The 22,879-nt window shown below is 51.5% G+C and carries 24 protein-coding genes; 18 read left to right on the forward strand and 6 right to left on the reverse strand.

What is annotated here, in order from left to right; all coding sequences use genetic code 11:
- On the forward strand, positions 1–265 hold a 265-nt coding region (locus J1782_RS05730), incomplete at its 5' end, for a hypothetical protein (protein ID WP_217152626.1).
- Complete coding sequence (locus tag J1782_RS05735) at positions 252–965, forward strand: hypothetical protein (RefSeq protein ID WP_217152627.1); 714 nt, start codon at positions 252–254, stop codon at positions 963–965. The genes J1782_RS05730 and J1782_RS05735, both read left to right, overlap by 14 nt.
- 222 nt (positions 966–1,187) lie before the next feature.
- Here the strand turns inward: J1782_RS05735 and yajD are convergent, their stop codons facing one another.
- Positions 1,188–1,535 carry an HNH nuclease YajD gene (gene yajD, locus J1782_RS05740; RefSeq protein ID WP_152325980.1) on the reverse strand — a complete coding sequence of 116 codons (348 nt, stop codon included), beginning with the start codon at positions 1,533–1,535 and terminating at the stop codon, positions 1,188–1,190.
- A 147-nt stretch (positions 1,536–1,682) separates the two neighbouring features.
- Positions 1,683–1,871, reverse strand: coding sequence for a YjfB family protein (locus J1782_RS05745; protein WP_152325981.1), 189 nt, complete (start codon positions 1,869–1,871; stop codon positions 1,683–1,685).
- 194 nt (positions 1,872–2,065) lie between these two features.
- On the opposite strand from J1782_RS05745, the gene J1782_RS05750 reads away from it, so the two are divergent.
- The 11 genes from J1782_RS05750 (at position 2,066) to J1782_RS05800 (ending at position 12,882) form a co-directional block, all read left to right on the forward strand.
- Positions 2,066–2,269 (forward strand): DUF6434 domain-containing protein, encoded by a 204-nt coding sequence (locus tag J1782_RS05750; protein ID WP_152325982.1) that lies wholly within the window; start codon positions 2,066–2,068, stop codon positions 2,267–2,269.
- 149 nt (positions 2,270–2,418) lie between these two features.
- The gene (locus J1782_RS05755) at positions 2,419–3,072 is read left to right on the forward strand and encodes a helix-turn-helix domain-containing protein (RefSeq protein WP_165058674.1); all 654 of its coding nucleotides are present in this window, start codon (positions 2,419–2,421) and stop codon (positions 3,070–3,072) included.
- 498 nt (positions 3,073–3,570) lie between these two features.
- Entirely contained in the window at positions 3,571–4,083 is a 513-nt protein-coding gene (locus tag J1782_RS05760; RefSeq protein ID WP_165057197.1) for a fimbrial protein, read from the forward strand.
- An 85-nt stretch (positions 4,084–4,168) separates the two neighbouring features.
- Positions 4,169–4,885, forward strand: coding sequence for a molecular chaperone (locus tag J1782_RS05765; RefSeq protein WP_217152628.1), 717 nt, complete (start codon positions 4,169–4,171; stop codon positions 4,883–4,885).
- Positions 4,869–5,405: a fimbrial protein gene (locus J1782_RS26325; RefSeq protein ID WP_254302937.1), complete on the forward strand. Its 537-nt coding sequence runs from the start codon at positions 4,869–4,871 to the stop codon at positions 5,403–5,405. The genes J1782_RS05765 and J1782_RS26325 overlap by 17 nt, the downstream gene beginning before the upstream one ends.
- 120 nt (positions 5,406–5,525) lie before the next feature.
- Positions 5,526–5,990: a fimbrial protein gene (locus J1782_RS05775; protein ID WP_165057199.1), complete on the forward strand. Its 465-nt coding sequence runs from the start codon at positions 5,526–5,528 to the stop codon at positions 5,988–5,990.
- Positions 5,956–6,744, forward strand: coding sequence for a molecular chaperone (locus tag J1782_RS05780; RefSeq protein ID WP_217152629.1), 789 nt, complete (start codon positions 5,956–5,958; stop codon positions 6,742–6,744). The genes J1782_RS05775 and J1782_RS05780 overlap by 35 nt, the downstream gene beginning before the upstream one ends.
- Complete coding sequence (locus tag J1782_RS05785; RefSeq protein ID WP_165057203.1) at positions 6,741–7,499, forward strand: molecular chaperone; 759 nt, start codon at positions 6,741–6,743, stop codon at positions 7,497–7,499. The genes J1782_RS05780 and J1782_RS05785 overlap by 4 nt, the downstream gene beginning before the upstream one ends.
- 96 nt (positions 7,500–7,595) lie before the next feature.
- Positions 7,596–10,190 (forward strand): fimbria/pilus outer membrane usher protein, encoded by a 2,595-nt coding sequence (locus tag J1782_RS05790; RefSeq protein WP_254302939.1) that lies wholly within the window; start codon positions 7,596–7,598, stop codon positions 10,188–10,190.
- Between the two features lie 78 nt (positions 10,191–10,268).
- On the forward strand, positions 10,269–11,444 hold the full coding sequence (locus tag J1782_RS05795) for a hypothetical protein (protein ID WP_217152630.1): 1,176 nt from the start codon (positions 10,269–10,271) through the stop codon (positions 11,442–11,444).
- A gap of 343 nt (positions 11,445–11,787) precedes the next feature.
- The gene (locus tag J1782_RS05800) at positions 11,788–12,882 is read left to right on the forward strand and encodes a polysaccharide lyase family 1 protein (protein WP_217152631.1); all 1,095 of its coding nucleotides are present in this window, start codon (positions 11,788–11,790) and stop codon (positions 12,880–12,882) included.
- 75 nt (positions 12,883–12,957) lie between these two features.
- On the opposite strand, the gene J1782_RS05805 is transcribed toward J1782_RS05800, so the two are convergent.
- Positions 12,958–13,542 carry a nuclear transport factor 2 family protein gene (locus tag J1782_RS05805; protein WP_217152632.1) on the reverse strand — a complete coding sequence of 195 codons (585 nt, stop codon included), beginning with the start codon at positions 13,540–13,542 and terminating at the stop codon, positions 12,958–12,960.
- A 107-nt stretch (positions 13,543–13,649) separates the two neighbouring features.
- Between J1782_RS05805 and J1782_RS05810 the strand changes: the two genes are divergently transcribed.
- The gene (locus J1782_RS05810; RefSeq protein ID WP_217152633.1) at positions 13,650–14,528 is read left to right on the forward strand and encodes a LysR substrate-binding domain-containing protein; all 879 of its coding nucleotides are present in this window, start codon (positions 13,650–13,652) and stop codon (positions 14,526–14,528) included.
- A 4-nt stretch (positions 14,529–14,532) separates the two neighbouring features.
- On the opposite strand, the gene J1782_RS05815 is transcribed toward J1782_RS05810, so the two are convergent.
- The 3 genes from J1782_RS05815 to J1782_RS05825 all read right to left on the reverse strand — a co-directional run bounded on the left by J1782_RS05815 (position 14,533) and on the right by J1782_RS05825 (position 16,815).
- Positions 14,533–15,336, reverse strand: coding sequence for a hypothetical protein (locus J1782_RS05815; protein WP_152325993.1), 804 nt, complete (start codon positions 15,334–15,336; stop codon positions 14,533–14,535).
- Positions 15,337–15,561: 225 nt separating this feature from the next.
- Positions 15,562–16,497: a LysR family transcriptional regulator gene (locus tag J1782_RS05820; RefSeq protein WP_208952458.1), complete on the reverse strand. Its 936-nt coding sequence runs from the start codon at positions 16,495–16,497 to the stop codon at positions 15,562–15,564.
- Between the two features lie 57 nt (positions 16,498–16,554).
- Complete coding sequence (locus J1782_RS05825; protein ID WP_152325995.1) at positions 16,555–16,815, reverse strand: hypothetical protein; 261 nt, start codon at positions 16,813–16,815, stop codon at positions 16,555–16,557.
- Between the two features lie 307 nt (positions 16,816–17,122).
- Here J1782_RS05825 and J1782_RS05830 point away from each other — a divergent pair, with 307 nt between their 5' ends.
- From J1782_RS05830 to J1782_RS05845, 4 genes are all read left to right on the forward strand, one after another.
- Positions 17,123–17,665: a fimbrial protein gene (locus J1782_RS05830; protein ID WP_152325996.1), complete on the forward strand. Its 543-nt coding sequence runs from the start codon at positions 17,123–17,125 to the stop codon at positions 17,663–17,665.
- A 64-nt stretch (positions 17,666–17,729) separates the two neighbouring features.
- Entirely contained in the window at positions 17,730–20,243 is a 2,514-nt protein-coding gene (locus tag J1782_RS05835) for a fimbria/pilus outer membrane usher protein (protein WP_371819743.1), read from the forward strand.
- 12 nt (positions 20,244–20,255) lie between these two features.
- Positions 20,256–20,978 carry a molecular chaperone gene (locus J1782_RS05840; RefSeq protein WP_217152634.1) on the forward strand — a complete coding sequence of 241 codons (723 nt, stop codon included), beginning with the start codon at positions 20,256–20,258 and terminating at the stop codon, positions 20,976–20,978.
- Positions 20,979–20,991: 13 nt separating this feature from the next.
- Positions 20,992–22,131 carry a fimbrial protein gene (locus J1782_RS05845; RefSeq protein ID WP_217152635.1) on the forward strand — a complete coding sequence of 380 codons (1,140 nt, stop codon included), beginning with the start codon at positions 20,992–20,994 and terminating at the stop codon, positions 22,129–22,131.
- Positions 22,132–22,879: the final 748 nt, after the last annotated feature.

The raw sequence follows: 22,879 nt of genomic DNA on the forward strand, positions 1-22,879 counted from the left end.
TTATAATTCAGCCATTAAAAGATTAATATGTTTGCTCTCTGAAGAGGAATCTTCTGTGCATGAAAGTATATCCTCTTCTATTTTCTATAAAAATTTGGCTTCTACGAAGATTGAATTTCTAGACTTGCTTATAAATATGGAAGAGAAATCATCACTCAACCTATCTCAGTTGAAGTACCTTATCATTAAAGATAACCGACTCTTTGAGAGAGAAATGGAAAGACTAACAACAGGAACAAAAGGAGACTTAAATGAGTATGTTTAGTAAATTTGGAAGCGTTATTATAGATTTAGTTAAAGCGCCGTTAGATGCGGTAAGTGATCTGATCAGAGAACCATCAAAACGTTGGGAACATCAACGCAACGAAACTGAAAGGAATTCAGATCACGAAAGAACAATACGGATGAAAGAGCTTGAGGTAGAGCTAAGGATTAAAGAAGAAACGGGCGTAAGAAAAGCGTTAATTGACCTTGAGGAAATTGTAAAAGATAATGATTTCCAGCGCATGATGATGACTACCGATGCTATCAAAAAGTATCAAAAGGAATTAACTATTCTTAATACGGAGACAATAAAGGCTATTGGTGAAATGCATCTTGACCTCAAGAAAAAGGCTCAGGATCTCGTCCATAGTAAAACATTGCAATATAGAGATCTCCAGGATGAGGCCATGAATAGAGCCATGAGCGAACTCTTCGAAATTGAAAATAAGTTCGGTGATAATGTGGCTGCCCAGAATATTCTCATTAAGGCCGTAGATGTAAAACTTTCGAATATTATCAACACAGCGAATAATTTTTTAATGGAACTTAACAGGGATATTGTGATTTTAAATAATGACATAAGCATGCTGTCAAAACAAGGTCAAAAATTCATTGAGGATCATCTCAACAGGATAGCCATCAACGGTGGCTTAAATGAAAGAAAAGAAAAAATAATAAACCCTAAAGAACTATTGGAATAATTTGATTACGATAGTCACCCAGCACAATAAAAGGAGGCTATTTACGCAGGCCTCCTTGTGTAATTAATCTTTAATAGTTCGGGACGGCTAACTTACTGTGGAGTTTTAGACGATTTCGCTGTTATCCTGAAAGCGTTACCTCTGTAGCGTCCGCTTCTCAACGACAAGATACCCGGAGTGTTATCTCTGGCGGTTTTGCCACAGAAGCGGACAGATCTAAAACTACTTCTTCTTATTCAGCATCGACTTTAAATCGGCAAACGGATTGTAGGTTGCCGCATCCACATCATCTTGTGCGTCTTCGCCTGCAACTACGCGGGTGCCGTACTGATCCGCTTCGGTGTATTTTGAATGTTCATGGTCATGACAATACAGACACAACAATTCCCAGTTACTGCCGTCTTCCGGGTTGTTGGTGTGATCGTGATCGATGTGGTGAACCGTTAATTCCCGCAGGTTTGAATAAACAAATTCCCGCGTGCAGCGTCCGCAGACCCAGGGATAGATTTTGAGGGCTTTTTCACGATATCCGCTTTCTAAGCGCGCGTAGTTTTTTGGGATCAGAGCCATTGGCGATGTTACCTGTCATAAAGAGATTGCCGTAATATATCTCATAACGGCGCAGTCGCCCAACGCTCTGCATGTGACGGAGAGTCAGAAACTGACACTGCTGAAAACGCGGTGCATTCATCAACAGTGAACAGGTGAAAAGCGGGTTCAGACGGTGATATTGATATTGCGCCCGATCGCCGGATTAGCAGGTAGCTGCGGGATCGATTCGATGAGACTGGCAGCGGTTGACTGCTGGTTATCCAGCGTCTTTTTCAACATCAGGGTGTCAACTTTGTTGCTCAGATCCAGATTATCAAGCCCGGTCGCCAGTGAAGCAATTTGCGATACATCCATTTCGTTCTCCTGTTTAATGCAGCAAAAAAGAACTCTCAGGGAAGTTATCGGCATTTTGGGAGAAAACTTTAATTTGTTGTTTGACCGGACTGTTTAAGGCGGACGTTAAAATACTACGGTGATATGGAAAATAAAAAGCAGCTGATTTAAGGTTAAGGGCTTTCCCCTTATTGGCTTTTTCAGGAGCAGGACCGATGAAAACGGACTGGCACAGCGCATCACTCACACCCGCTACAATCGTCGATAAAGAGTATAAAAACACGCAAAACGTTCGTCGTTTCATGACTGAACATTGCGGAGAGGAATTCCGGTTCAACCGTGATTTCATGGCATGGATACGCAATGATATTCCAAAGACGTTGGGCGATGTTGTGGATGAATGGAAACGCAGGCAGTAAAGGGTGTCCCGGTCTGCGTAAATCAGGGCATATAACGGGTAGGGCGTTTTACCGTTAAAAGAGCAAAAAAACGATATTTCTGTCGCGTAAACACCGGTATGTGATTTAGTTTTATACGGTTTGATGACAGACATGTGCGGGGAATAACGATGAGTGAACGTATCGACTATCAGATCGAAAAATACCAATTTGCAGCAATAGACGAATCCCCCCGGCTAACGCAGCAGTGGGCGGAGGTGACAGAAGAGTGCCGGCAGATAAAAGCCGGAAGTGAAGAGCGGCTGCACATTGCGTTGCTGAATGTTGATTACGTCACCAGCTTTGAAATACCGTTTCGCCTCCAGTTGATCCGTGCCCCGCAGCTGATAGATCAACTGCGTAAAACGCTGCCGTTAGGCCGCAAACCTGTCACCATCAGCGAAAGCCGGTATGGTTGTGTGTATAGCATCAGGGCCGATCTGAACAATGTCCCCGATGCTTTTCGCTACCGCTTCACCCACCGGATCCGTCGCGTGACGGCGGATGGCGTGACCACTGCCGCGTACCAGGAAATTGCAAAACAGATTAAAGCGCCGCGTGAACGTCTGCGTCTGGCGCTGGAAGCCGGTTTATCTGTCACCGCGCTTGATGGTTTATTCTGGTTTGGCATGCAGCGTATCGCCGCTGACATCTCAACGCTGAGAAAGTCCGGTATGAGAATTTCCACCGCTGAGGCCGAAGCCTTCGATAATCTGACAGGCACCACGCGGCGGGTTCCTGTTTACCGCTTAGGGCTTCCCCTGGAAAATAATAAAACCGCTTAGTCTCCTGAGCGGGCTTTTCTAAATTCGTTGTCTCTGGCAACGCCGGAAGCACTCAACCAAAGTTGATCGGTTGATTTTATGCACGGAACACCGGCGGGCAGAATCTAACCACGAGCGGCCCCATGAATCCCTGAATAACCTGACGCCGGAAGAATACCGGCTGAGAGACTGGAAATCTCAAAAAAACGCGTGGAACGGCAACTGGGATACTTACGCCGTAAAACGGCAACAACCTATTATTTAATTTACGCCATCCTTTTACGATGGCTTTATTTTATCTGATGATTCCGTTATATTTTTCTCTCCTCAGCCCTTTCAAAAAATTACCTTCTTGAAATATCCTTCATCCTACAGCCGTAGTCTGGCACCTTCATTAAAATAATCTCCCTCTGATATCCGGAAACCCTTCGCAAACGTATTATTACCGCATCAGCCAAGGCAGGCTGAAGTTAAGTATTTCCATTGTAATAACACATATATCTAATGAAGGATTTTGTAATGAAAAAAATTATCGCCCTTGCTCCCGTTGCTCTGATTATGGGTATTGCTGGTCAGGTTCAGGCTGCAACTCAGGCTGATGTCCAGTTGCAGGGCACTATTGTAGACACCACTTGTGAAGTGACTGCAAATAATGGTGCTGCAACGTTGAACGTGGGTTCTTTCTCAAAATCTGCGTTCACTACCGCTAAGCAACAAGTTGGTCAGGAGCCGCTGCTGGTTTCCCTGAAAAATTGTAGCGAAGACGAAACAGGCGCACTGCAGGTTTCCGGCATTGTTACCACTGGCACTGACAACCTGTTCCTGAGCGATGTTAACCAGACAGCGGGTTTCATGCTGACTCAGAAAGATAACCTCACTCAGGTTAAAAACAACACCAGCATTCCGTTGACCGCTGACGCTACCGGCGCAGTGGACTATACCTTCACCGCGGGTATGGCCGTCATGGATGCTACCAACGTAATGCCAGGCGCATATACCGCTCCGATCAAAATCTCTTACGTGAGTAACTAAGAGTTTAGATCCCTGGTACGACACTGAGTAAAAAAAGAGAGGGACTTTTTAGCCTCTCTTTTTCATTTAACGGACAGAGAATATTATGAAGTTTTACCGCAAGTTGGGCGTTGTATTAAGCCTGAGTCTGTTATTGAGCGAGCCGGTATTAGCCAGTATTGGCATCGGTGCATCCCGCGTTATTTTTGCAGGATCTGATAGCAGTCAGAGCATTGACATTAATAACCGTTCCCATAATCAACCTTATCTTATTAATGTCGGCATTTCAGACAGTCTGACCGCTAAATCAACGGACAGCGCTTTTATGCCTGCGCCGGCATTATTTCGTATTGAACCGGATACCACCAATAAACTCCGTATCCTGAGAAAAACAAATAATTTACCCCGCGACAGAGAGTCCGTTTTTTATCTGAATATTATGGCAATCCCGACCAGTAAAGCGGGACAGGATAATAATGACAATACGGTAGGCGGAACGCTGCAAATTGCCACCGGAAATACGCTGAAGCTGTTTAACCGTCCGGCTGATTTGCCGATGACGCATAAAACGGCCATGGGCAAATTACAGTTTTCCCGCGCGGGTGAGGGCATCAAAGTGACAAACCCGACGCCTTATTATATTTCCCTGAACAAACTGCTGGTGGATGGTAAGGCAGTCAGACTCGATGTCATTAAAGGCACCAGTATGATTGCGCCATTTTCTGCCAGTCACTATCCGGTGACCGCCGGGCAGGGCAAAGCAGAATGGGCAGCAATCAACGATTTTGGTGGAGTGGAGACGTTCCATGGCACGGTTAACTAAGCCTTTAGCATCCGGCATTTTGCTGATGCTATGCGGCATCTCTGGCGGACAGGCGGCGACCACGGACATGAAAGCCACGGTGGTAGATGGCAATTGCCAGATCGCAGTGGATACCGCGACCATCACGTTCCCGAACCGGGACGTTTCGCAATTCAGCAGCGGTACGGCAGCGATCCTTCCGCTAGGCGTGAACGTAAACTGCGAAGGAATGCAGGGCAAAGCCCCGTCACTGACCGTGACCGGTGAATCTTCGCAGCTTAGTGACACCCGGCTGTACCGCGCGGCCAGTTCGACGGCGCAGTTCGTCGGTTTCATGCTGAAAAAGGGCACGCTGAACAACCTGACAGATTTTTATAACGCCACAGGCACAGTAGCACCGGGCGACACGGTCGCCCTGACGCAGGATAACGGCAGTTTTGTGCAGCCCTTTTCCGTGGGACTTGTGCAGGGCGCCGGTGATCCGCAGCTGAATGCCGGAACGGTCAGCGCAAAAATCACGTTTGCCTTTATCTTTCCCTGACGCTTTCTACAGATAAACAAAATGAAAAATCACAACATTTTATCAGGGCACCTGACGGCTCTGAGGGCTGCCTTTTGTCTGTGTCTGCTGGCGATAACCGCCCGCGCAGGAGCGGCAGATGTGCAATTCACCGCCAGGTTTCAGGCGCCCACCTGTCAGGTATCTGCCCCCCCTGTGCTGGATTTCGGTTCGGTGCAGTCATCCGGGATCCGCAGCGGAGACAGCCTGGCGAATCCGTTGCCGCTGGCGATCACCCTCACGCAATGCGCCGGTTTTGTCGGTGCAGTGCAAAAACCGGGCGTGAAAGTCTCCGGTACCGGCAACACCGCTTCGGGAGATTTTTTGTTCCTGCAACCGGGGACTTCTCAGGTGGTTAATTACGGGGTGCGCATTGTCACCGCTCAGGGTGACGTGGTGGATAACACCACCGTGCTGCCGGTAGCGCTGGACGGGTCAGGTTTTGACGGTGGCAGCGCCAGCATTGCGCTGAAAGCAGCGTTGTCCTGTGGCAACCAATGCAACGACGCCGCTACCAAAGGAGGAACGCTAAATGCCAGCGTCACCTTCGATTTCGTCTATCAGTAAGGGGCTTCCTGTGCATTTTATTCCTCTGTTTTTACGCCGTGTGCTGCTGTGCGCCGGGTTAATGATGACGCTGACTCACAACGCTGCCGCCGCCGGTGACGGGATCAGCCTCAGCCGGACGCGGGTCATTTTCCAGTCCACCGACAGTGCGCAAACGCTGACGATCCAAAACCACGGTTCGCGGCCCTATCTGGTGCAGTCTGCGGTTGTCGGTTCGCCGCAGGGGCGTGAAGCGGCACCTTTTATGACCACGCCGCCGCTGTTCCGGCTGGAAGAAAACAGCAAAAACAGCCTGCGGATTTTGCGCAAGGGCGATGGCGCGCTGCCTGCCGATCGTGAATCGGTATTTTATTTCACCGCGATCGCTGTGCCGGCCATGACGCAACCGAAAGACGCGCAAGAGGCCTCGCTGGCGGCGCGTATTTCCGTCGGCATTCAGAACACCATCAAGCTGTTTTATCGCCCGGTGGGTCTGGATATGACGGCAGAAGAAGCGCAGGGGCGCCTGACGTTCCATCTTCAGGATGGCAGCGTTGAGGTGAAAAACCCGACGCCTTATTACCTGACGTTTTCGCGTCTGGCGTTTGACGGTCGTGACGTCGCGGTGCGCGATGTCGTGCCGATGATCGCGCCTTTTTCACAGGCCAGTTATCCGGTAACAGGGGCTGTGCGGCAGGCGCAGTGGACGGTGATCAATGATTACGGCGGTAACAGCCCGCTGTTCACTGCGCCGGTGCAGGGCGGGAGCAAATGATGAAGCGTTTCCTGAAAGTGCCGCTGCTCATCGCCATGCTGGCCGCGGCCTTGCCGTGTCTGGCCGCGCAGGAACACCCTGACGGCTTGTCGATCAATCAGTTCCGCATTGTGTATCCGGCTTCTGAAACCAAAGGCATTACCTGGTCAATGACCAACAACACTCACCGCGCCTATCTGATGCAGTCGTGGGTACGCCCGCTGGATCAGGCGACCGGATTGCCGGTGGCCGAAGAAGACAACAAAGGCCCGCGCGATGCGCTTCCGCTGTTGGTGACACCGCCGCTCAAACGCGTCGATCCCGGCGAACCGCTGACGCTGCGACTGCGCCAGACCGGCTCGTCGCTGCCGCAGGACAGGGAATCCGTCTTTTATCTTTCGGTGAAAGGCATTCCGTCGGCGCCGGATAAAGCCAGCCAGACCGGGGGACAGCTGGTCGTCGCCGTGGTGAACAACATGAAACTGTTTTATCGCCCGGCGGGTTTACCGGCAGGCGGTGTGACAAAGGCGTCAGAGCAGCTTCGTTTCAGTCTGCAAGGCGATGCGCTGGTGGTGGATAACCCGACGCCGTTTTACCTCAATTTCAGCCAGCTGAAAGTGGGAGGCCAGGCACTTCCTGCCGCCACACTGCGCACGCTGGTTCCGCCAAAAGGGCAGCAGCGTTATCCGGTGCCGAAAGGGGCGCGTAATGAGGTGGAATGGCAGGTGATCGGAGAAGACAGCCGGCCAACGCCAGTGCAGCACAAAACGTTATAAAACAAGTGATTGTGCAAAGACACATTGTAAGCCATCAGATCGCATGACCGGCATATCCGGAACAGCTAATAAATTATTGCAGAGCAGGGAACGACCTTGAGTAAGACATTGACATCCTGTTTAGGGACTAACGGAATGGCAGGCCACATCCGCGCCTTCCCGCGCAAAACGCTTGCGCTGTTTGTATTAATGAGTTGCCAGAACACCTGGGCGGCGGATTATTTTGACCCTGAATTACTTTCACTGGGCACCGGCGCATCGGATGTCGATCTGTCTGCGTTTTCCGAGGCAGGCGGCGTGGCTGAAGGGAATTATCCGGTGACTATTTTCGTGAACCAGCACGAAGCGGTTTCACGAACACTGGTGTTTAGCAAAAACGCGCAGGGCGCTATCGCACCGGAACTGACGCCGGCGCTGCTCAACACGCTGGGCGTCAACGTGGATCAGTTGCCTGCGTTCAAAGGCTTGCCGAAAGAGAAACCGGTGGAAGATCTTCCGGCGTTGATCCCGCAATCCACCGTCAAATTTGACTTATCGCGTCTGCGACTGGATGTCAGCATTCCGCAGGTGGCGATGCAGCCGGGCAGGGACAGCCAGACCGATCCGTCGCAATGGGATGACGGTATCCCGGCCATGTTGTTTAACTACAACCTCAGTGCCGGTCGTAACGAACAGACGCTCAACAGCGATACCCGCGTGAACAACAGCCTGTTTGCCAACGTGCAGACCGGTGCAAACCTTGGCGCATGGCGTCTGCGCAGTACCGTCACGCACAGCCATTCCGACTCGGATGGCGGCAATAACAGCGACAGCACGCGTTTTTCTAACACCTATCTGTCACGCGATATCCGCGACTGGCGTTCCCGTCTGACGATGGGGGAATCCAGCACCGGCAGCGACGTGATTGATGGGGTGCCGTTCCGCGGGATCCAGCTCAGTTCTACCGAGCAGATGATGCCTGCCCGTTTGCGTGGTTTTGCTCCGCAGATCACCGGCGTCGCCAACAGCAATGCCCGCGTCACCGTGCGTCAGAACGGCTATGTGGTGTATGAAACGTACGTCGCACCCGGTCCGTTTGAAATTAAAGATGTCTATCAGGCAGGTAACGCCGGAGACCTCGACGTATCAGTCACCGAAGCCGACGGCAGCGTACACAGTTTTGTGGTGCCTTATTCTTCACTGCCGGTGATGCTGCGCCCCGGTGGCGTCAGATATGAGGTCACTGCCGGTCGTTATAACGGCGGCATGACGCAGGGTTCGCGCGAGTCAGAGTTTGTGCTCGCCACGCTGATTTACGGTTTGCCTAAAAACCTGACGTTGTACGGCGGCATGCTGGGCTCGCAAAACTACAGTGCCCTGACGCTGGGCAGCGGCCTTTCGCTCGGGGATATGGGGGCGTTTTCCGCCGACGGGACATTCTCTGAGGCGAAGTTTGAAGACAGCGATCGCCAGACCGGCGGGTCATGGCGTATGCGTTACTCCAAAAGCATGCTGACTACCGGCACGTCCTTTGACCTGACGGCGCTGCGCTATTCCACCCGAAATTATTACAGTTTCGCGGAATACAACAGCATGGGATATGCGCAGAAGGATGACGTTTCGCCGTGGACGCTGAGCCGCCGTCGCAGCAGCTTCCAGACGCAGGTGACTCAGCAACTGGGGAATTATGGTTCGGTCAGTTTGCGCGCCAACCGTGATGATTACTGGGGATCGACCAAAACGCTGACCAGCCTTTCGGCAGGGTATAACGGCAGTTACCGGGGCGTCAGCTACGGCCTTTATTACACCGTTGACCGGATGAAAGGCAACGGCGACTGGCCAGAGAATCGTCAGGTGTCCTTCAACCTGAGCGTGCCGTTCAGCATCTTCAGCTCATCCTCCGCGCTGCAAAACACTTACGCCAGCGCTCAGATGACGCATGACAATAAAGGCCGCACGCAGAACCAGACCGGAATTTCCGGCAGTAACGCAGATGGCGCGCTCTCCTACAGCGTGATGCAGGGCTGGGGAAATCAGGATCAGGTCAGTAACAGCAACCTGAATCTGGGCTATCAGGGCAGTAAAGGCAATGTGTCAGCCGGTTACGGCTACTCAGGTGACATGCGTTCGATGAACGTCAACATGAACGGCGGTGCGGTGGTACACGGTGAAGGAGTGACGTTGTCACGTCCTCTCGGCAGTTCTGTCGCGCTGGTCAGCGCACCGGGTGCCGGCGGCGTAGATCTGTCAAATGGCAGCGGAAAAACCGACTCACGCGGTTATGCGATAGTGCCTTATCTGTCCGATTACACCCGTAACAGCGTGGGTCTGGATCCGAGCACATTGCCGGACAACGTCGATTTGCCGCAAAACCAGCAAACCGTGTATCCGACGAACGGCGCGGTGGTGAAGGCCGACTTTGCTACCCGTATCGGTTATCAGGTGTTAATGACCCTGACCCGCACTGCCGGGGCTGGCATGGTGCCATTTGGCGCAACCGTCTCGTTACTGGACAAAACGGCCCAGGACGAAACGACCGGCATCGTCGGTGATAACGGTCAGGTTTATATGACCGGCTTACCGCAAAAAGGCGCGCTGTCCGTGACCTGGGGTAAGGGCAACGATAAGCAGTGCCGCGTCAGTTATAACCTTGAAGGGCTGAAGCCAACCGCGCAGATGCCGGTTATCCAGCTTAACGGCGAGTGCCGCTGAACCTGAGTGGGGACTCCACTTTTGAAGGGCAGGTTTTGTTACTCACCTATCCACATTATGTTTATACAGGAAAGAAGTATGTCTGATTTCACCCACATCGTTAACCGGCCTGGCTCCGGCAATCTGACCAGGCGAGCCCCAGGCTCGCTGCTCCATTTTTTCACGCAAGCTACGGGTAAACCCTGGATAAAATGGCTGTTTGCGATTTTACTGGTGCCTTGTACTCCGGTTTCAGCGCAAGTTATCGGGGACGGATACACAAAGCTGGGCACCTGGACGCCATCAATAGGCACATCTCAGTACGGACCTTATAGTGCGAACACGGCATTAAACTACAGCTGGGGCTGGAAACTGGCGGCCTGGCAGTCCACCCCCACGGATTCGAATGGCGCGACGTGTAATATTGCCGGTCAGCCCTATGTGACGGTAGACGGGTGGTCGGGATACCAGATCCAGCCGGGTGTGCTGATTATCCTGTCCGGTAACCTGGCCGCATCGACAACCACGGGCACCCCGAACGCTACCGCCAACGTTGCTACGGATAACTACTCCGCCACATGGGACAGCAAGGGAGCGATCACCGCCGACTGGCTCAGCCCCGGCGCCACGTCCCATTGTGCAGGGCTTAAGCGTACAGTCAGCGGTAATTTCTACGCGCTGACCGGGGGAAGCGCCGCGATGAATGTCACCTACGGGATTTATGTTTCACCGACCGCCGCACCCGGTGCGCTTCCGACCACGTATCTCCAGTTGCATAAAACCAGCGGCACCAACCAGCAGTCAGTGCTCAACTTCAGCAACCTGTCCATCGCCCGTACACAATGTGCGCTGGATACCGCGGCGGTGATCTCTTTCGGTGATGTCACTCCGGGCCAGGCGACCGGCGGAAAGGGCGTTGCGGTACAGTCGGCACTGAATGTGAACTGTACCAACGACGCCGGGATCAGCACGGATGTCAGCTATTCCTTCACGCCGAAATCACAGGCTGGCGATCAGTACACGCTGCCGATAACCTCAATGGCAGATGCAAGCGTGTCGGGGGATATCCGCGGATTCCTCGGGGTAAATGCTGCCACCGATGCCGGATGTACCAACAAAGCGTCATCGGTTCCCATGGACAGCAGCGCGTTTGGTTTGCACACTTTGACCTCCACCCAGTCGTGGTCAGATCCGCTGGTATGGGTATTGTGTCCGCGTCCGACCGCCGAACCGGGCCCGGCGACAGCCGCTGCGACTATTGATGTGAACTGGTAAACTGAGAAACACTGTTTCTGAAAGGAAAGGCGTTATCCTTCGGGTGGCGCCTTTTTTTATTCCGGGACGTGAATGCAGGTGTCATAATTTAAATACCAATAAACAAATCCGGATAAACCCTTATTTTCAGAATAAAGCCACAGGCGTAGGATGCGTCCTTATTTATTGCACGCTTATTCTTAGTTATTGTATGTTGGGAATTTTCCAATGAAATACTTTAGCTATATTCTGCTAATTGTGACTTTACGCACGGCCTGCCGGGAATATAAAACATATAAAAGAGATGACAGCAATAAAGAAACAGGATCCTCATTTTATCTGAAAAATAAAGGGAGTATTTATTATGGACAACATCACGCATATTCCACCACATGAACCCTGGTATCAAACTCCTGACGGATGGGCATCGCAGGCAGGGGGAACCACCGGCGGCGGAGAAAAACCGGAACTCGAATATTATGTCACGACGATTGCAGAGCTCCGGCAGGCTATCGATGCATCAGGCGACCGCAAAAAGCGCATCTGGGTGGGCGGTGTGATTGATGCCAGCGCAGGCGTACCCTACGTGAACCGGCAGGATCAGTCCCGGCGTGGCCGCATTTTTCTGGGCAGCAACACCACACTCATCGGCATAGACCATAACGCGAAATTTATCGAAAGCGCGCTGCTGGTTCAGGATGTCAGCAATGTGATTATCCACAATATTTTCATAGAAAACCCGGTGGATGTTGACCCGCAATTTGAGGAGGGCGATGGCTGGAATGCCGAATGGGACGGGCTGAGTATTATCCGCGCTCATCACGTCTGGGTCAGTCACGTGACCTTTACTGACGGGCGTTTCACCATGGACATGTATAAAGAAGTCGATGGCTGGAAATACGTTCAGCATGATGGCTCCCTCGATATCAAACGGGCGTCAGATTATATTACCGTCTCGAATTGCCTGTTTACATTACATGATAAGACGATTTTAATTGGCCACAGCGACAGTAATGACGCCGAAGATACCGGCAAATTACGCGTGACGTTTCATGATAATAATTTCAGCCGTATTGTGCAGCGCACGCCACGCGTCCGCTTTGGTAATATCCATCTCTATAATAATGTGTTTGATAACAATACCTCTGATCCGATATATAAATATCAGTACAGCTTCGGCGTCGGGAAAAATTCACGCACGCTCTCAGAATATAATGTCTTCAATGTCAAAGGGCTGACTGACCATTGTAAATTATATAAAGGTTTTGGCGGGGAGTTTCTGGCGGATTCCGGTTCTGTCTTTAATCAGAAAACCGGAGATTTAAATGGTTGCGGATTTACGCCCGGCGTCGAAAAACCGCCGTATGCGTATTCGCCTCATAAAGATCTGACCGAACAACTTGCCGGTGCCATCAGACAGGCGGCGGGTAACGTACACACTTACCGTATCCGGGTCTGATGAGTTTACCGGTCTGAAACGCAGCAAGGTGCAGACCTGCGTCTGTCACCTTGCTTTTTTATTCTGACTGAACAGTCAGACCGCCAGCCACTTTTTAGCGTCCGCTTTCATTTTTGATTCCAGTTCACTGCCACGGGTAGCAAACACGCGGCTGAGCGGGAACCCGCTGAGTTCCAGCAGACAGGCCAGCGCCGCATATTCACGCGGATATTTAGCGGCAATGCTTGCGTCAATTTCTACCGGCCCCAGCGGGAAGGTGAACGTCCCCATATCGTAGACGCTCTGACGGTGAAACAGCTTCCACACGCCGTCTCTTTTTTCTGCCAGATCGTAGAAGCGGTTGTGGCATTCGCAGCCGATATTCAGTTTCACGTTTTCGGCGATGATCATCGCATTGGTTTCAAGAATCGCTTTGTCACCACGTTCGTTAAAGGTCACGACGGGTGAGCCGATCATGTGTTTGGTGCGTAAATCTGACGCGCCCATCCGCATCGAGCCATCGACAAAACCGCTCGCCAGCCCTTCATACCAGGTGATTTCTATGGTGCCGTCCGGATGGAACAGGTTACGTAACTGTTCCCATTCGCCCAGATCGCGGTACATCCAGCCATTCATGAGGTCGTTAAGCGCCTGACGGTCTTGCAGTGGTTGAGTGTGCATTTTGGGGATCCTTTTACGTTGAGGGATTCAGTCTGGCGGGGTTCCGCGTTAAACTCAAATAGATAGATTTTACTGAATAATCATTTTTAATGATGAATAAGGCAATAATGGAACTCCGACACTTACGTTATTTTGTGGCCGTGGCTGAAGAAGGGCATTTTGGCCGCGCCGCCGGGCGGCTCAATATTGTTCAGCCAGCACTCAGCATGCAGATTAAAGCACTGGAAACGGAGCTGGGCGGCCCGCTGTTTATCCGCACCAGCCGTCGGGTGGAACTGACTGAAGCGGGAAAACTTTTACTGGCACAGGCCAGGCTGACGCTGGAACAGGTGGAACATACGCGGCTGGCGGTGGAACGCGCGATGCGCGGCGAGACGGGGCGGGTGCGTGTCGGTTTTGCGGGTAACGCCATTTTCAGCGGCAAAATGATTGCCGATTTACGTCGTTTCCGCCAGGCCCATCCGGATGCCGAAGTGATTATTCAGGAAATCGCGCCACAGCAGCAGGTGACGGCGATCCTGACCGGTCGCATTGATATCGGTTATACGCCGGATAACAGCACGACGGCGGATCCGCAAATCAGGGTACAGCAGGCCGGAAACTGGGAAATCATGGCGGCGCTGTGCGACGATCATCCTTTAGCCGTGCATCCGCAGCTGACCGTGGACATGCTCGCCGGACAGCCGCTGGTGCTGTATGACGCCCACGATACGCATGAAAATCTGTATATTTTGCTGGCGCAGCGGCTGGGAGAAAATTTTAACGTGGCGCACAGTTCAAACAGCACGCTGAGCGTTCTGGCGATTGCGGCGGCAGGGCTCGGGCTGGCGCTGATCCCCGCGCCGCTGCAACAGGTGAATATTCCCGGCCTCGTCTACCGCAGCCTGAACGCCCCCGAACTGACCGCCAATCTGGTGATGGTGAGCCGGGTACAGGAGCCGGGCAATGCGGTGACAGCGTATCTGGCGATGGCAAGTTTGGTATAGCCTGTCAGCGCAGTAAATGCTGCAAAGCTTCCTGCATCGGCTGGCTGGAAATCATGATAGGGCCGGTAAAGGGTGAATCCAGATCGACAATCACGTAAATGGCGGAAGCGATGGATAACGCGCCAAGGGTGATGGTGACAATCGCCAGCGCATTGCGCGGGGCAATCAGACCAAAGCTCAGAAAGATGATCATCAGCCAGAACGTCAGCATGGTAAAGAACGGCTGTGACATCGAACTGTGCGAGACTTCAATCAGCCGCCAGCGCGCCTGAATCAGCCGGTCAAACTGGCTGAGCGCCACTTCCATCACACGTTTCTGCAACGGATCCTGCGCCGGTAACTGACGCACCTGTCGCTCCGCGATATTGAGCATTTCGCCAAGCCGATAATCCTCTAACCGATCCTGAATATTTTCGGGCGGTGTTGTTTTCTGTGTGACGGTGGCCGCGGGTTTTACATCTGCGGGCCAGGTACTGGCAATCGCGGCCGCGGTATAAAGGCGCAGATTTAACCGCGCAGCGTCAGCCTCCGGCCCGTAATCGCGTAATGTGACATCAAGCTGAATGAGGTCTGCGGCGTAGCTGCGAAAATCATTGGTCAGCGTATCGAAGTTACTTTTCGCCGACGCTGTCATCAGGCTGAGCACCAGCGCGGCGAAGGTCAGCAGCATCCCGATGACCAGTTGCACCAGCTGTACGGTTTCGTGCGCTTTATGTTCCTCAGGCAACAAGGGCCGGACAACCATGCCCACCAGCGTGGCGGCCAGCAACAGCGTGAACACCAGCAAAGCAAATCCGATTTCGGTCATGCTGATAACTCCGGAAAACCGCGGGGACTAAACGGGAATGACCACCAGGAATAACGCCTCTGAGCCGGGCAGGATAAGTATAGCCAGAACTGCTTACACACAGCGCCAGTCCGCGTTTTTTTAATCAAAAACGGACTGCCGGAAACTGTGTTTAGATTTTCTTTTTATGATGGCTGAACTCTCAGTTCGAATAATCGTATTGTCTCAAAGATCTGAGATCCCCTCTCAGGCGCGGAAATTTTCTTTAAGATAATTAAAAAGCTGGTTGTTCATCTTTTTATTAAGATTGTTTTTATTATAACTCATGGCGATTTCCACCACGGGCAAGGGAATTTCACTGGTAAGAATTTTGATGTCAAAGGCATCTATGAAACGCTCAGCCAGCCAGCGGGGAACAATAGCCACCGAATCTGAAGAAGAAACATGGCTGAGGATAGACATGAAAGAAGGGCTTTTCAGAGAAAAGCTTCGTCCTGACATCAGGTTATTTTCAATATTTTTGCGGGATGTGATTGCCGGTAATTCGTCGGTATGGAGGTAACCAAAGACTTCTTGCGGGATGTCTTCTTCACGAAGTTCGGTGTGAAGACGTGGATGATTTTTTCTGCAAATAAACACCAGGTCTTCCTGACCAATCAGGAAGGACTGAGTAGAAAGCCCGAGGTTTTTACTGACGCCAAACACTAAATCGACCTGGCGAAGTGATAACGACTCACTAAAGCTGTCAACCATGTTGTCGCTGACCCGATGGACAATTTCACAGTTTATTTTTTCTTTAGCGAAAAACTCGCTGATAATCGGAATGATTTTCAGCGATAAGTATACCGGGCACTGAATGACGAGCTGATTGTGGTACTCATCATTTTCAAAATCTTCAATATTGCTGATTAGCGTTTCCAGGCTGTCCTTAATCGTAAGATGTAGTCTGGTGGCGATGGTGGTGGCTTTCAGCTTTTGCCCGTCACGCAAAAACAGGGGATCACCAAAGTAATCTTTCAGTTTTTGCAGGGACTGGCTGATGCTGGGTGAGGAGGCATTGAGCAAAGTGGCCGCATTTTTAACACTGCCGGTGGTGTAAACCGCATCTAAGACCATTAACAGGTTAAGATCGAATTTCCTGATCTTAAGGGAGACAGGGCGCTTGTGATTCGTGTCATTCATTTCCAACCTCATTGGCTGACATCTGGAGTGATTCTAATTGTAGCACCAATGACTTAGTTATCTTTTGTCTGCCCCCATCAGATGCATCCATTTTGAAAATTCTTCTTCATAAACGTAAACAATTTCTTCATCAAGGTAATTGGTTTCGTTTTTCTGGATGTAAGCCATGCAGGGAAAGGCTGCTGGCATGTTTTCAGCCAGTGCGGCTTCAATTTCCTGAGGGTTGAGCAGGGAAGGGAAGTCATCTACCCCGGCGTTAATGAGTAAAATGTACCATTCCTCATACTCTTTCTGACATCCCAGAAAGGTGATATTCATTGTCGTTCTCCGTGTTGCCCAGCTGCAAAATAATGGTCAATAATGCAGGGATTAAAGAATGAATGACAATCTCATATTTCTTAATGAATTATTTTAGAAAATACGTTCTCTTTTCTGAAGCATCTGTGAAGTTAAGATTATGTTATTTGTCAGGGGTATTTCGTTTTTCTTAATGCCGAATTAAAACATTGCGTATTTCCTAAATTATTTATTCCACTACAATCCACCCATCGCCGTTATTCATGCCGTGAATCAATCGTCCTCTGTTTAACGGAATGTCATTCTCTCTTTTCCAGGAAATATTGCTATGAAAATTAAAGCACTCACTCTTATCATCCTCGGGCTGACCCCGCTGGCTTCTCTTGCATCAGATGGTGACATTACCTTTACCGGTAAAGTGACGGCATCAGCCTGCTCTCTGAAAGGTTTTAATAACGTTGCCAGCACATCTGGCCTGATGACGCTTCCTAACGTTACCCCGGATTCTTTCTCCGGGGCTGGCGGCTATGCCGGTATGACTGACTTCACCATTGATCTCGAAGACTGTGATACCTCAACGATGAAAAACGCCCGTGTTGCCTTTAGTGGCACGCCCGATACGGTTGATAATTCCATTTTGAAAAACACCAATGCTGCGACCCCGGCAACCGGCGTCGGCGTGGCTGTTTTAGAAAATAACGGAACAACGCTGGTGGATATCAACGGCGGTCAGTCTTCCGTGTCACAGGCATTAACTACCGGAGATACATCACTGAAATTTAAAGTGGCTTATAAGGCGAATACGTCCACACCCGCTGTCACCGCAGGGAATGTTACCGCGAAGACATTTGTGGATATCACATACAATTAATTAACACTTTTGTATCCCCGTAAATAAATAACGAATAACCACCCCGACATTAAGCAGGCCAACTGTGAAAATAAATTATTGGTTTTTGATAATAAGATTTTTCATTTTTGCGCCTGCTTTTTTTTCTGTTTATTCTCATGCAGCAGAAAATGACAGTGCCTTTGATGCTGATTTCCTGCGTAAAGATACCCAGGAAATCCCTAAACAATTTTATCATCCCGAACAGACCGAAGCCGGGATTAAAACGGTCGATATTGTGCTGAACGGCCATACTCTTTTTAAAACCAAAATCGACTTTATTACGGTTAAGGGCAGTGAAAGTGCCACGCCGTGTCTGACTCAGGCATTGCTGCACCAGATGGGACTTGACCATCATCTGGATGAACTGACCAAAGCCGGTAATGAAACCTGCTACGATTTTGCGACCAAATGGCCTGATGCAAAAATCAGCTATGACGAGGCCATGCAACAACTGGTGATAACCGCCCCTCAGGCGGCGATGAACGTCGCCGGACAAAGCGAGATGATTGACCCTTCGCTGTGGGATAACGGCGTCAACGCCCTGCGTATGAGCTATTCGGGTTACGTGTATCACAGTGAAAACCGCGGCAATAACGCGGATGCCTCCACCAGCGATAACGCCTATCTCAGCCTCAATTCCGGCGTCAATCTCGGCAACTGGCGTTTCTACAGTTTCGATACGTTCAATAAATCGGACACCGGCTGGGAGCAGAACCATGACCGCGCCTACGCAGAACGGGACATTGCGTCTCTGGTTTCGCGTTTTACAGCCGGTGATGTGTACGCCAGCACCTCCAGCGACGTGCTGGGGATTTTGCCGGTACGCGGCGTCACGCTGGAAACTAACGCCCAGATGCTGCCTTCCGACACGTTCAGTTATTCTCCGGTGATCCGCGGCGTCGCGCGCAGCAATGCCCGCGTGGTTATCCGTCAGCGCGGCAACATTATCTACAGCCAGACGGTCGCGCCGGGCAGTTTTGCCATTACCGATCTTAACAACGGACAAATCGGGGCCGACTTAGAGGTGACCGTTGAAGAGAGCGACGGCTCACAGCAGCATTTTACGGTGCCGTATACTTCACTGCCCAACATGCTGCGCCCCGGCACCTGGCGTTACAGTGTGAGCGCCGGGCGGTATCGCGACGACGGCTTGTCTTATCAGCCGCTGGTCGCTCAGGGCAGCCTGCAATATGGCTGGGATAAGTTCACACTCAGCGATCTGGTGGTCACCGGCGAAGGTTATCAGTCTATGGCGCTCAGCAGCGCGTTTAATCTCGGCACGCTGGGCAGCATTTCTCTGGACTGGGCGCTGGAAAGACATCAGCAGGTTAACGACAACGCAGCCACTGAGGCAGAAAGTATCGGCGACAGTGGTCGTGCATTGCGTTTGCTGTATGCCCGCCGGTTTGACGGTTCTGACACCTCATTGCAACTGATGGCTTACCGCTACCAGACCGCAGATTTCATGGATTTTCCCGAATACGCGGGCTGGCGCTGGGGCGATGATGACACGCAGCACCACCGCAAAAATGAAATGCAGGCGACCATCAATCAGGGCTTAGGTGACTTCGGCAGCGGTTATCTGACGTTACAGCGCGACAGCTATTACGACAGCAGCGCAACCGACACCTCACTGACGCTCGGTTACAGCTTCAACATTAAAGCCGTCAACATCAGCATGAATTACAGTTATCAGGCGAATTCGGGCAATGATGGCCAGAACGCGCCTGACCGTCAGCTCTCACTGAATTTCTCCGTGCCGCTGGATATGGGCGACAGGCGCAGCCGTAATCTGTCATTTAGCACCAATAGCAGTAACCGTTCCGGTGATTCACAAATGGCGACGGTGTCGGGAACCGAACTCGACAGCACGATGAACTATTCGCTTTCCGCGCAGCATGACAGCACCGGTTACTCGCCTTCGGCGGCGCTAGCTTACCGCAATTCGATGGCGAATATGAATGTGAGCGCCAGCACCAGTCAGGACAGCCGTCAGTATTCGGCGGGGATTTCCGGCGGCGTGGTGGCTTATCGTCACGGCGTGGTGCTTTCCCAGCAACTCGGCGACACCATTGCCATTATTGAAACACCGGGGGCGGCGGGTATCAGCGTCGACGGTCAGCCGGGTGTCAGCACCAACCGTTTCGGGCGTGCCGTGGTGCCGTCCGTTTCAGCTTACCGCGACAATCCGTTGTCGCTCGATACAAGACATGCCGCGGATAACGTTGAGCTGGTTGATGGTGGCCAGAACGTGATCCCGACTCACGGAGCGGTCGTTGTCCGCCGTTTCCAGACGAAAGTAGGCCGCCGCGCTATAGTGATGTTATCGCTTTCAGACGGCAAACCTGCGCCATTCGGAGCGGCGGCATGGCAGGGCAAGGAGCAGGTCGGCATGGTGGCCGATAACGGACTGTTGTATCTCAACGGCATTCTGGCCGATGGCGGTACAACACTGCATGTGGACCTGGGCAATAACGCGCAGTGCCAGTTCGATTTACCAGGTGCCAAAGAGTCTTCTGAACCCTGGTATCAGCAAATAAATGCGGTTTGTCGCTAAGCAGAGATAAAGATGAAATTCACTAAAATTGCCGTTCCCGTATTCATGAGTTTATTACTTCTGGCAAACGCGGCCTCCGCCGCTGTCCGTCCCGCGCTGACCCGTGTGGTCGCGCTGGAAAGTGATAAAGAAACCTCTATTAAGCTCATCAACGATGATAAGTCACAGGATTATCTGGTTCAGTCCTGGATTGAAGATTTAAAAGGTAACGATAAAAACCTGCCGCTGATCCTCACGCCTCCTTTATTCAAAATCGGTGCCGGAAGGGAAGGGAAGTTACGCATGGTTATCGTGCCGGGCAAAATCCCTCAGGATCGGGAATCGGTTTACTGGCTTTGGATCCAGGAAGTGCCGCCGGTCAGTAAAGCGCAGGGCAACCAGTTACAGGTGGCCGTACGCACCCGTCTGAAAGTGTTTATCCGCCCGACGACGCTGGCAGAGAAACCGGCTGACACGCTGAACAAACTGCAATGGCAGGTCAGCCGTGAAGGCGGTAAAACCTGGCTGATTGCGAAAAACCCGACGCAGTATTACGCCAGTTTCTCTGAGCTTTCGGTCACCGCAGGCGGCAAAGCGCAGCCGGTCGCCGGTAAGAACAGCATGGTGCCTGCTAAAGGGGAAATGCGTTATGCGCTGCCTGCCGGTGTGAGTGGTAAATCCGGCTCGCTGAACTATTCAGTCATCAACGATTTCGGTGGCGAATCCCCGGTGTTACATCAGTCCCTGAATTTCTGACGGACAGCCGCACATGAAAATATGGCCTGCGTTGTTACTGACTCTTCTGGCTCCCGTTTGCAGCCAGGCGGGGGTTTTACACTGCGATATCGATTCCGGCGGTGCAGCGCCATTCTCGCCTTACACGCGTGAAAATCCGGTGGCTGTCGATCAGAACACGCCGGATTACACGGTGGTACTTGCGCTTGATTACGCCCAGTTTTTGCCAAATATGCGCCTGACCTGTACGTCGGATGGCAATGAGTTTGAAGCCCCGGCCAACTTTGACGGCACCATCAGCCTGAGTCTCAGCGCGGTCAATGACAGCGCGCTGGACTGGGCGGGTGAAGCGCAAACCACCAATAACGGCATAAAGATGAAGATGTACATCAAAGCCGTGCAGATCAGTGAAGAAACGCCGCCAGACAGCTATCCTGCGGCGCAAATGGCCAGCGGAAAACGTCTGGGTGTGGAATATCCGATTATTAATGGTAAAGACGACACCACGCTGGTGCAGTTCGGCGCGCAGTACAATGCGGGAAAAACGCTCTACAAGTACGATAAACAATACAATTTCGCCATCGAATCGATGCGTGCAGAACTGATTAAATTCGGCTGGATGGAATATCAGTCTCAGGCCGTCATTCCTCCCGGCGCGCATTTAACCTTTACCATCGACGGGCTGGGCGGTATCGCCACCGTTGATGTGCCGTTAGGTTCAGGTGTGTACATGGCCGCGCCGTCATGTTCGCTGGATAATAAGCATCAGACCGTTGATCTGGGCAATATCAGCAAAACAGGCAGCGGCACCTTTCCTCAGAAAGGGCCGCTGATCCGCTTCGGCATGGATTTTACCTGTAGCAGCTACACCAATAATGTGGAGTTTACGTTTGACGAACCCTACACCGTGATTAAGGGCCGCGACACATTGTCCACCACCAGCGTTCAGAACGGTGAAAAATTGCAGGGTCTGGAAGTCGGACTTTTTGACAGCGAAGGGAATACGGTGAGAATGGGCGTGAAACAAAATCTTGGTGTCGGACAAAAAGGCAAGAACACCGCTAATTTCCAGGCGGCGATAATCCAGACGGCGGCAAAAGTCACCGATGCCAGTAATAACGATTTTACGGGGAATTTCACCGCGAAAGCCGATGTGACGATCACCTATTACTGAGCATTATTGACGAGCACAATTTCATACAGTGAAATTTTATTGCAGGTTCAGGGGTTCATGATTTGTTCAGCCGTCGGTGGTTAAGAACAGGTCATGAGCCCCGCAATTTTTTAAGCCCCCCGTCATTCCCCCTGTTGACCGTTCCGGTCTCAACTTCATCGCTTACTCTTTCTGCTGTCAAAACAGAACCCCTGTCCATCGGGACGGAGCAGAGGGTAATTCTGTAACTCATGCGTAACTCGTAATATCCAAACTCCTCAGGCAATGAAAACTTTATTGCCAGTCATCACGTCGCCATAATTACCTGAAGAGTGGTGCACTCCGGCCATGATGACACCACCGTAGTTGAAACAAGATAAAGTCAGGGAATTATCATGGATTGCTCACAGGCCGGGAAATTAGCCCCTGCCGGTATAACGCGGGCAAACTACGCAGGTGCCCCTGCATCTCTGGAAAGAGACATCTCTGCAACTGTTCCCCTCGTTACACTGTACGGCAGGCTCTCCGCCATTTCAGTGCTATACCCACCACACCCTTTGAGACACCCCGGTTAAGCTTAACGTGAGGCATACCGGCTTTCGCATCCACGTCTGATGCGCATGATCTGCGGGTGCTGTCAGCCGATAACAGAGAATCAGCACGCAGCAGGGAAGAGTATATTTCACTCAGCTGCGGATTTAATCCGGGAACAGCGGTAGCGGTAATGCGACAGCAATTCATTGACTCAGGTATTTTGTCTGACTGAGTT

It is taken from the genome of Rahnella sp. BCC 1045, assembly GCF_019049615.1.
In the GTDB taxonomy this organism is placed as follows: domain Bacteria; phylum Pseudomonadota; class Gammaproteobacteria; order Enterobacterales; family Enterobacteriaceae; genus Rahnella; species Rahnella contaminans.

Coding starts and splice junctions, on each gene's coding strand:
- J1782_RS05735 (WP_217152627.1), top strand. CDS start 252: ATGAGTATGTTTAGTAAATTTGGAAGCGTTATTATAGATTTAGTTAAA.
- yajD (WP_152325980.1), bottom strand. CDS start 1,535: ATGGCTCTGATCCCAAAAAACTACGCGCGCTTAGAAAGCGGATATCGT.
- J1782_RS05745 (WP_152325981.1), bottom strand. CDS start 1,871: ATGGATGTATCGCAAATTGCTTCACTGGCGACCGGGCTTGATAATCTG.
- J1782_RS05750 (WP_152325982.1), top strand. CDS start 2,066: ATGAAAACGGACTGGCACAGCGCATCACTCACACCCGCTACAATCGTC.
- J1782_RS05755 (WP_165058674.1), top strand. CDS start 2,419: ATGAGTGAACGTATCGACTATCAGATCGAAAAATACCAATTTGCAGCA.
- J1782_RS05760 (WP_165057197.1), top strand. CDS start 3,571: ATGAAAAAAATTATCGCCCTTGCTCCCGTTGCTCTGATTATGGGTATT.
- J1782_RS05765 (WP_217152628.1), top strand. CDS start 4,169: ATGAAGTTTTACCGCAAGTTGGGCGTTGTATTAAGCCTGAGTCTGTTA.
- J1782_RS26325 (WP_254302937.1), top strand. CDS start 4,869: ATGGCACGGTTAACTAAGCCTTTAGCATCCGGCATTTTGCTGATGCTA.
- J1782_RS05780 (WP_217152629.1), top strand. CDS start 5,956: ATGCCAGCGTCACCTTCGATTTCGTCTATCAGTAAGGGGCTTCCTGTG.
- J1782_RS05785 (WP_165057203.1), top strand. CDS start 6,741: ATGATGAAGCGTTTCCTGAAAGTGCCGCTGCTCATCGCCATGCTGGCC.
- J1782_RS05795 (WP_217152630.1), top strand. CDS start 10,269: ATGTCTGATTTCACCCACATCGTTAACCGGCCTGGCTCCGGCAATCTG.
- J1782_RS05800 (WP_217152631.1), top strand. CDS start 11,788: ATGGACAACATCACGCATATTCCACCACATGAACCCTGGTATCAAACT.
- J1782_RS05805 (WP_217152632.1), bottom strand. CDS start 13,542: ATGCACACTCAACCACTGCAAGACCGTCAGGCGCTTAACGACCTCATG.
- J1782_RS05810 (WP_217152633.1), top strand. CDS start 13,650: ATGGAACTCCGACACTTACGTTATTTTGTGGCCGTGGCTGAAGAAGGG.
- J1782_RS05815 (WP_152325993.1), bottom strand. CDS start 15,336: ATGACCGAAATCGGATTTGCTTTGCTGGTGTTCACGCTGTTGCTGGCC.
- J1782_RS05820 (WP_208952458.1), bottom strand. CDS start 16,497: ATGAATGACACGAATCACAAGCGCCCTGTCTCCCTTAAGATCAGGAAA.
- J1782_RS05825 (WP_152325995.1), bottom strand. CDS start 16,815: ATGAATATCACCTTTCTGGGATGTCAGAAAGAGTATGAGGAATGGTAC.
- J1782_RS05830 (WP_152325996.1), top strand. CDS start 17,123: ATGAAAATTAAAGCACTCACTCTTATCATCCTCGGGCTGACCCCGCTG.
- J1782_RS05840 (WP_217152634.1), top strand. CDS start 20,256: ATGAAATTCACTAAAATTGCCGTTCCCGTATTCATGAGTTTATTACTT.
- J1782_RS05845 (WP_217152635.1), top strand. CDS start 20,992: ATGAAAATATGGCCTGCGTTGTTACTGACTCTTCTGGCTCCCGTTTGC.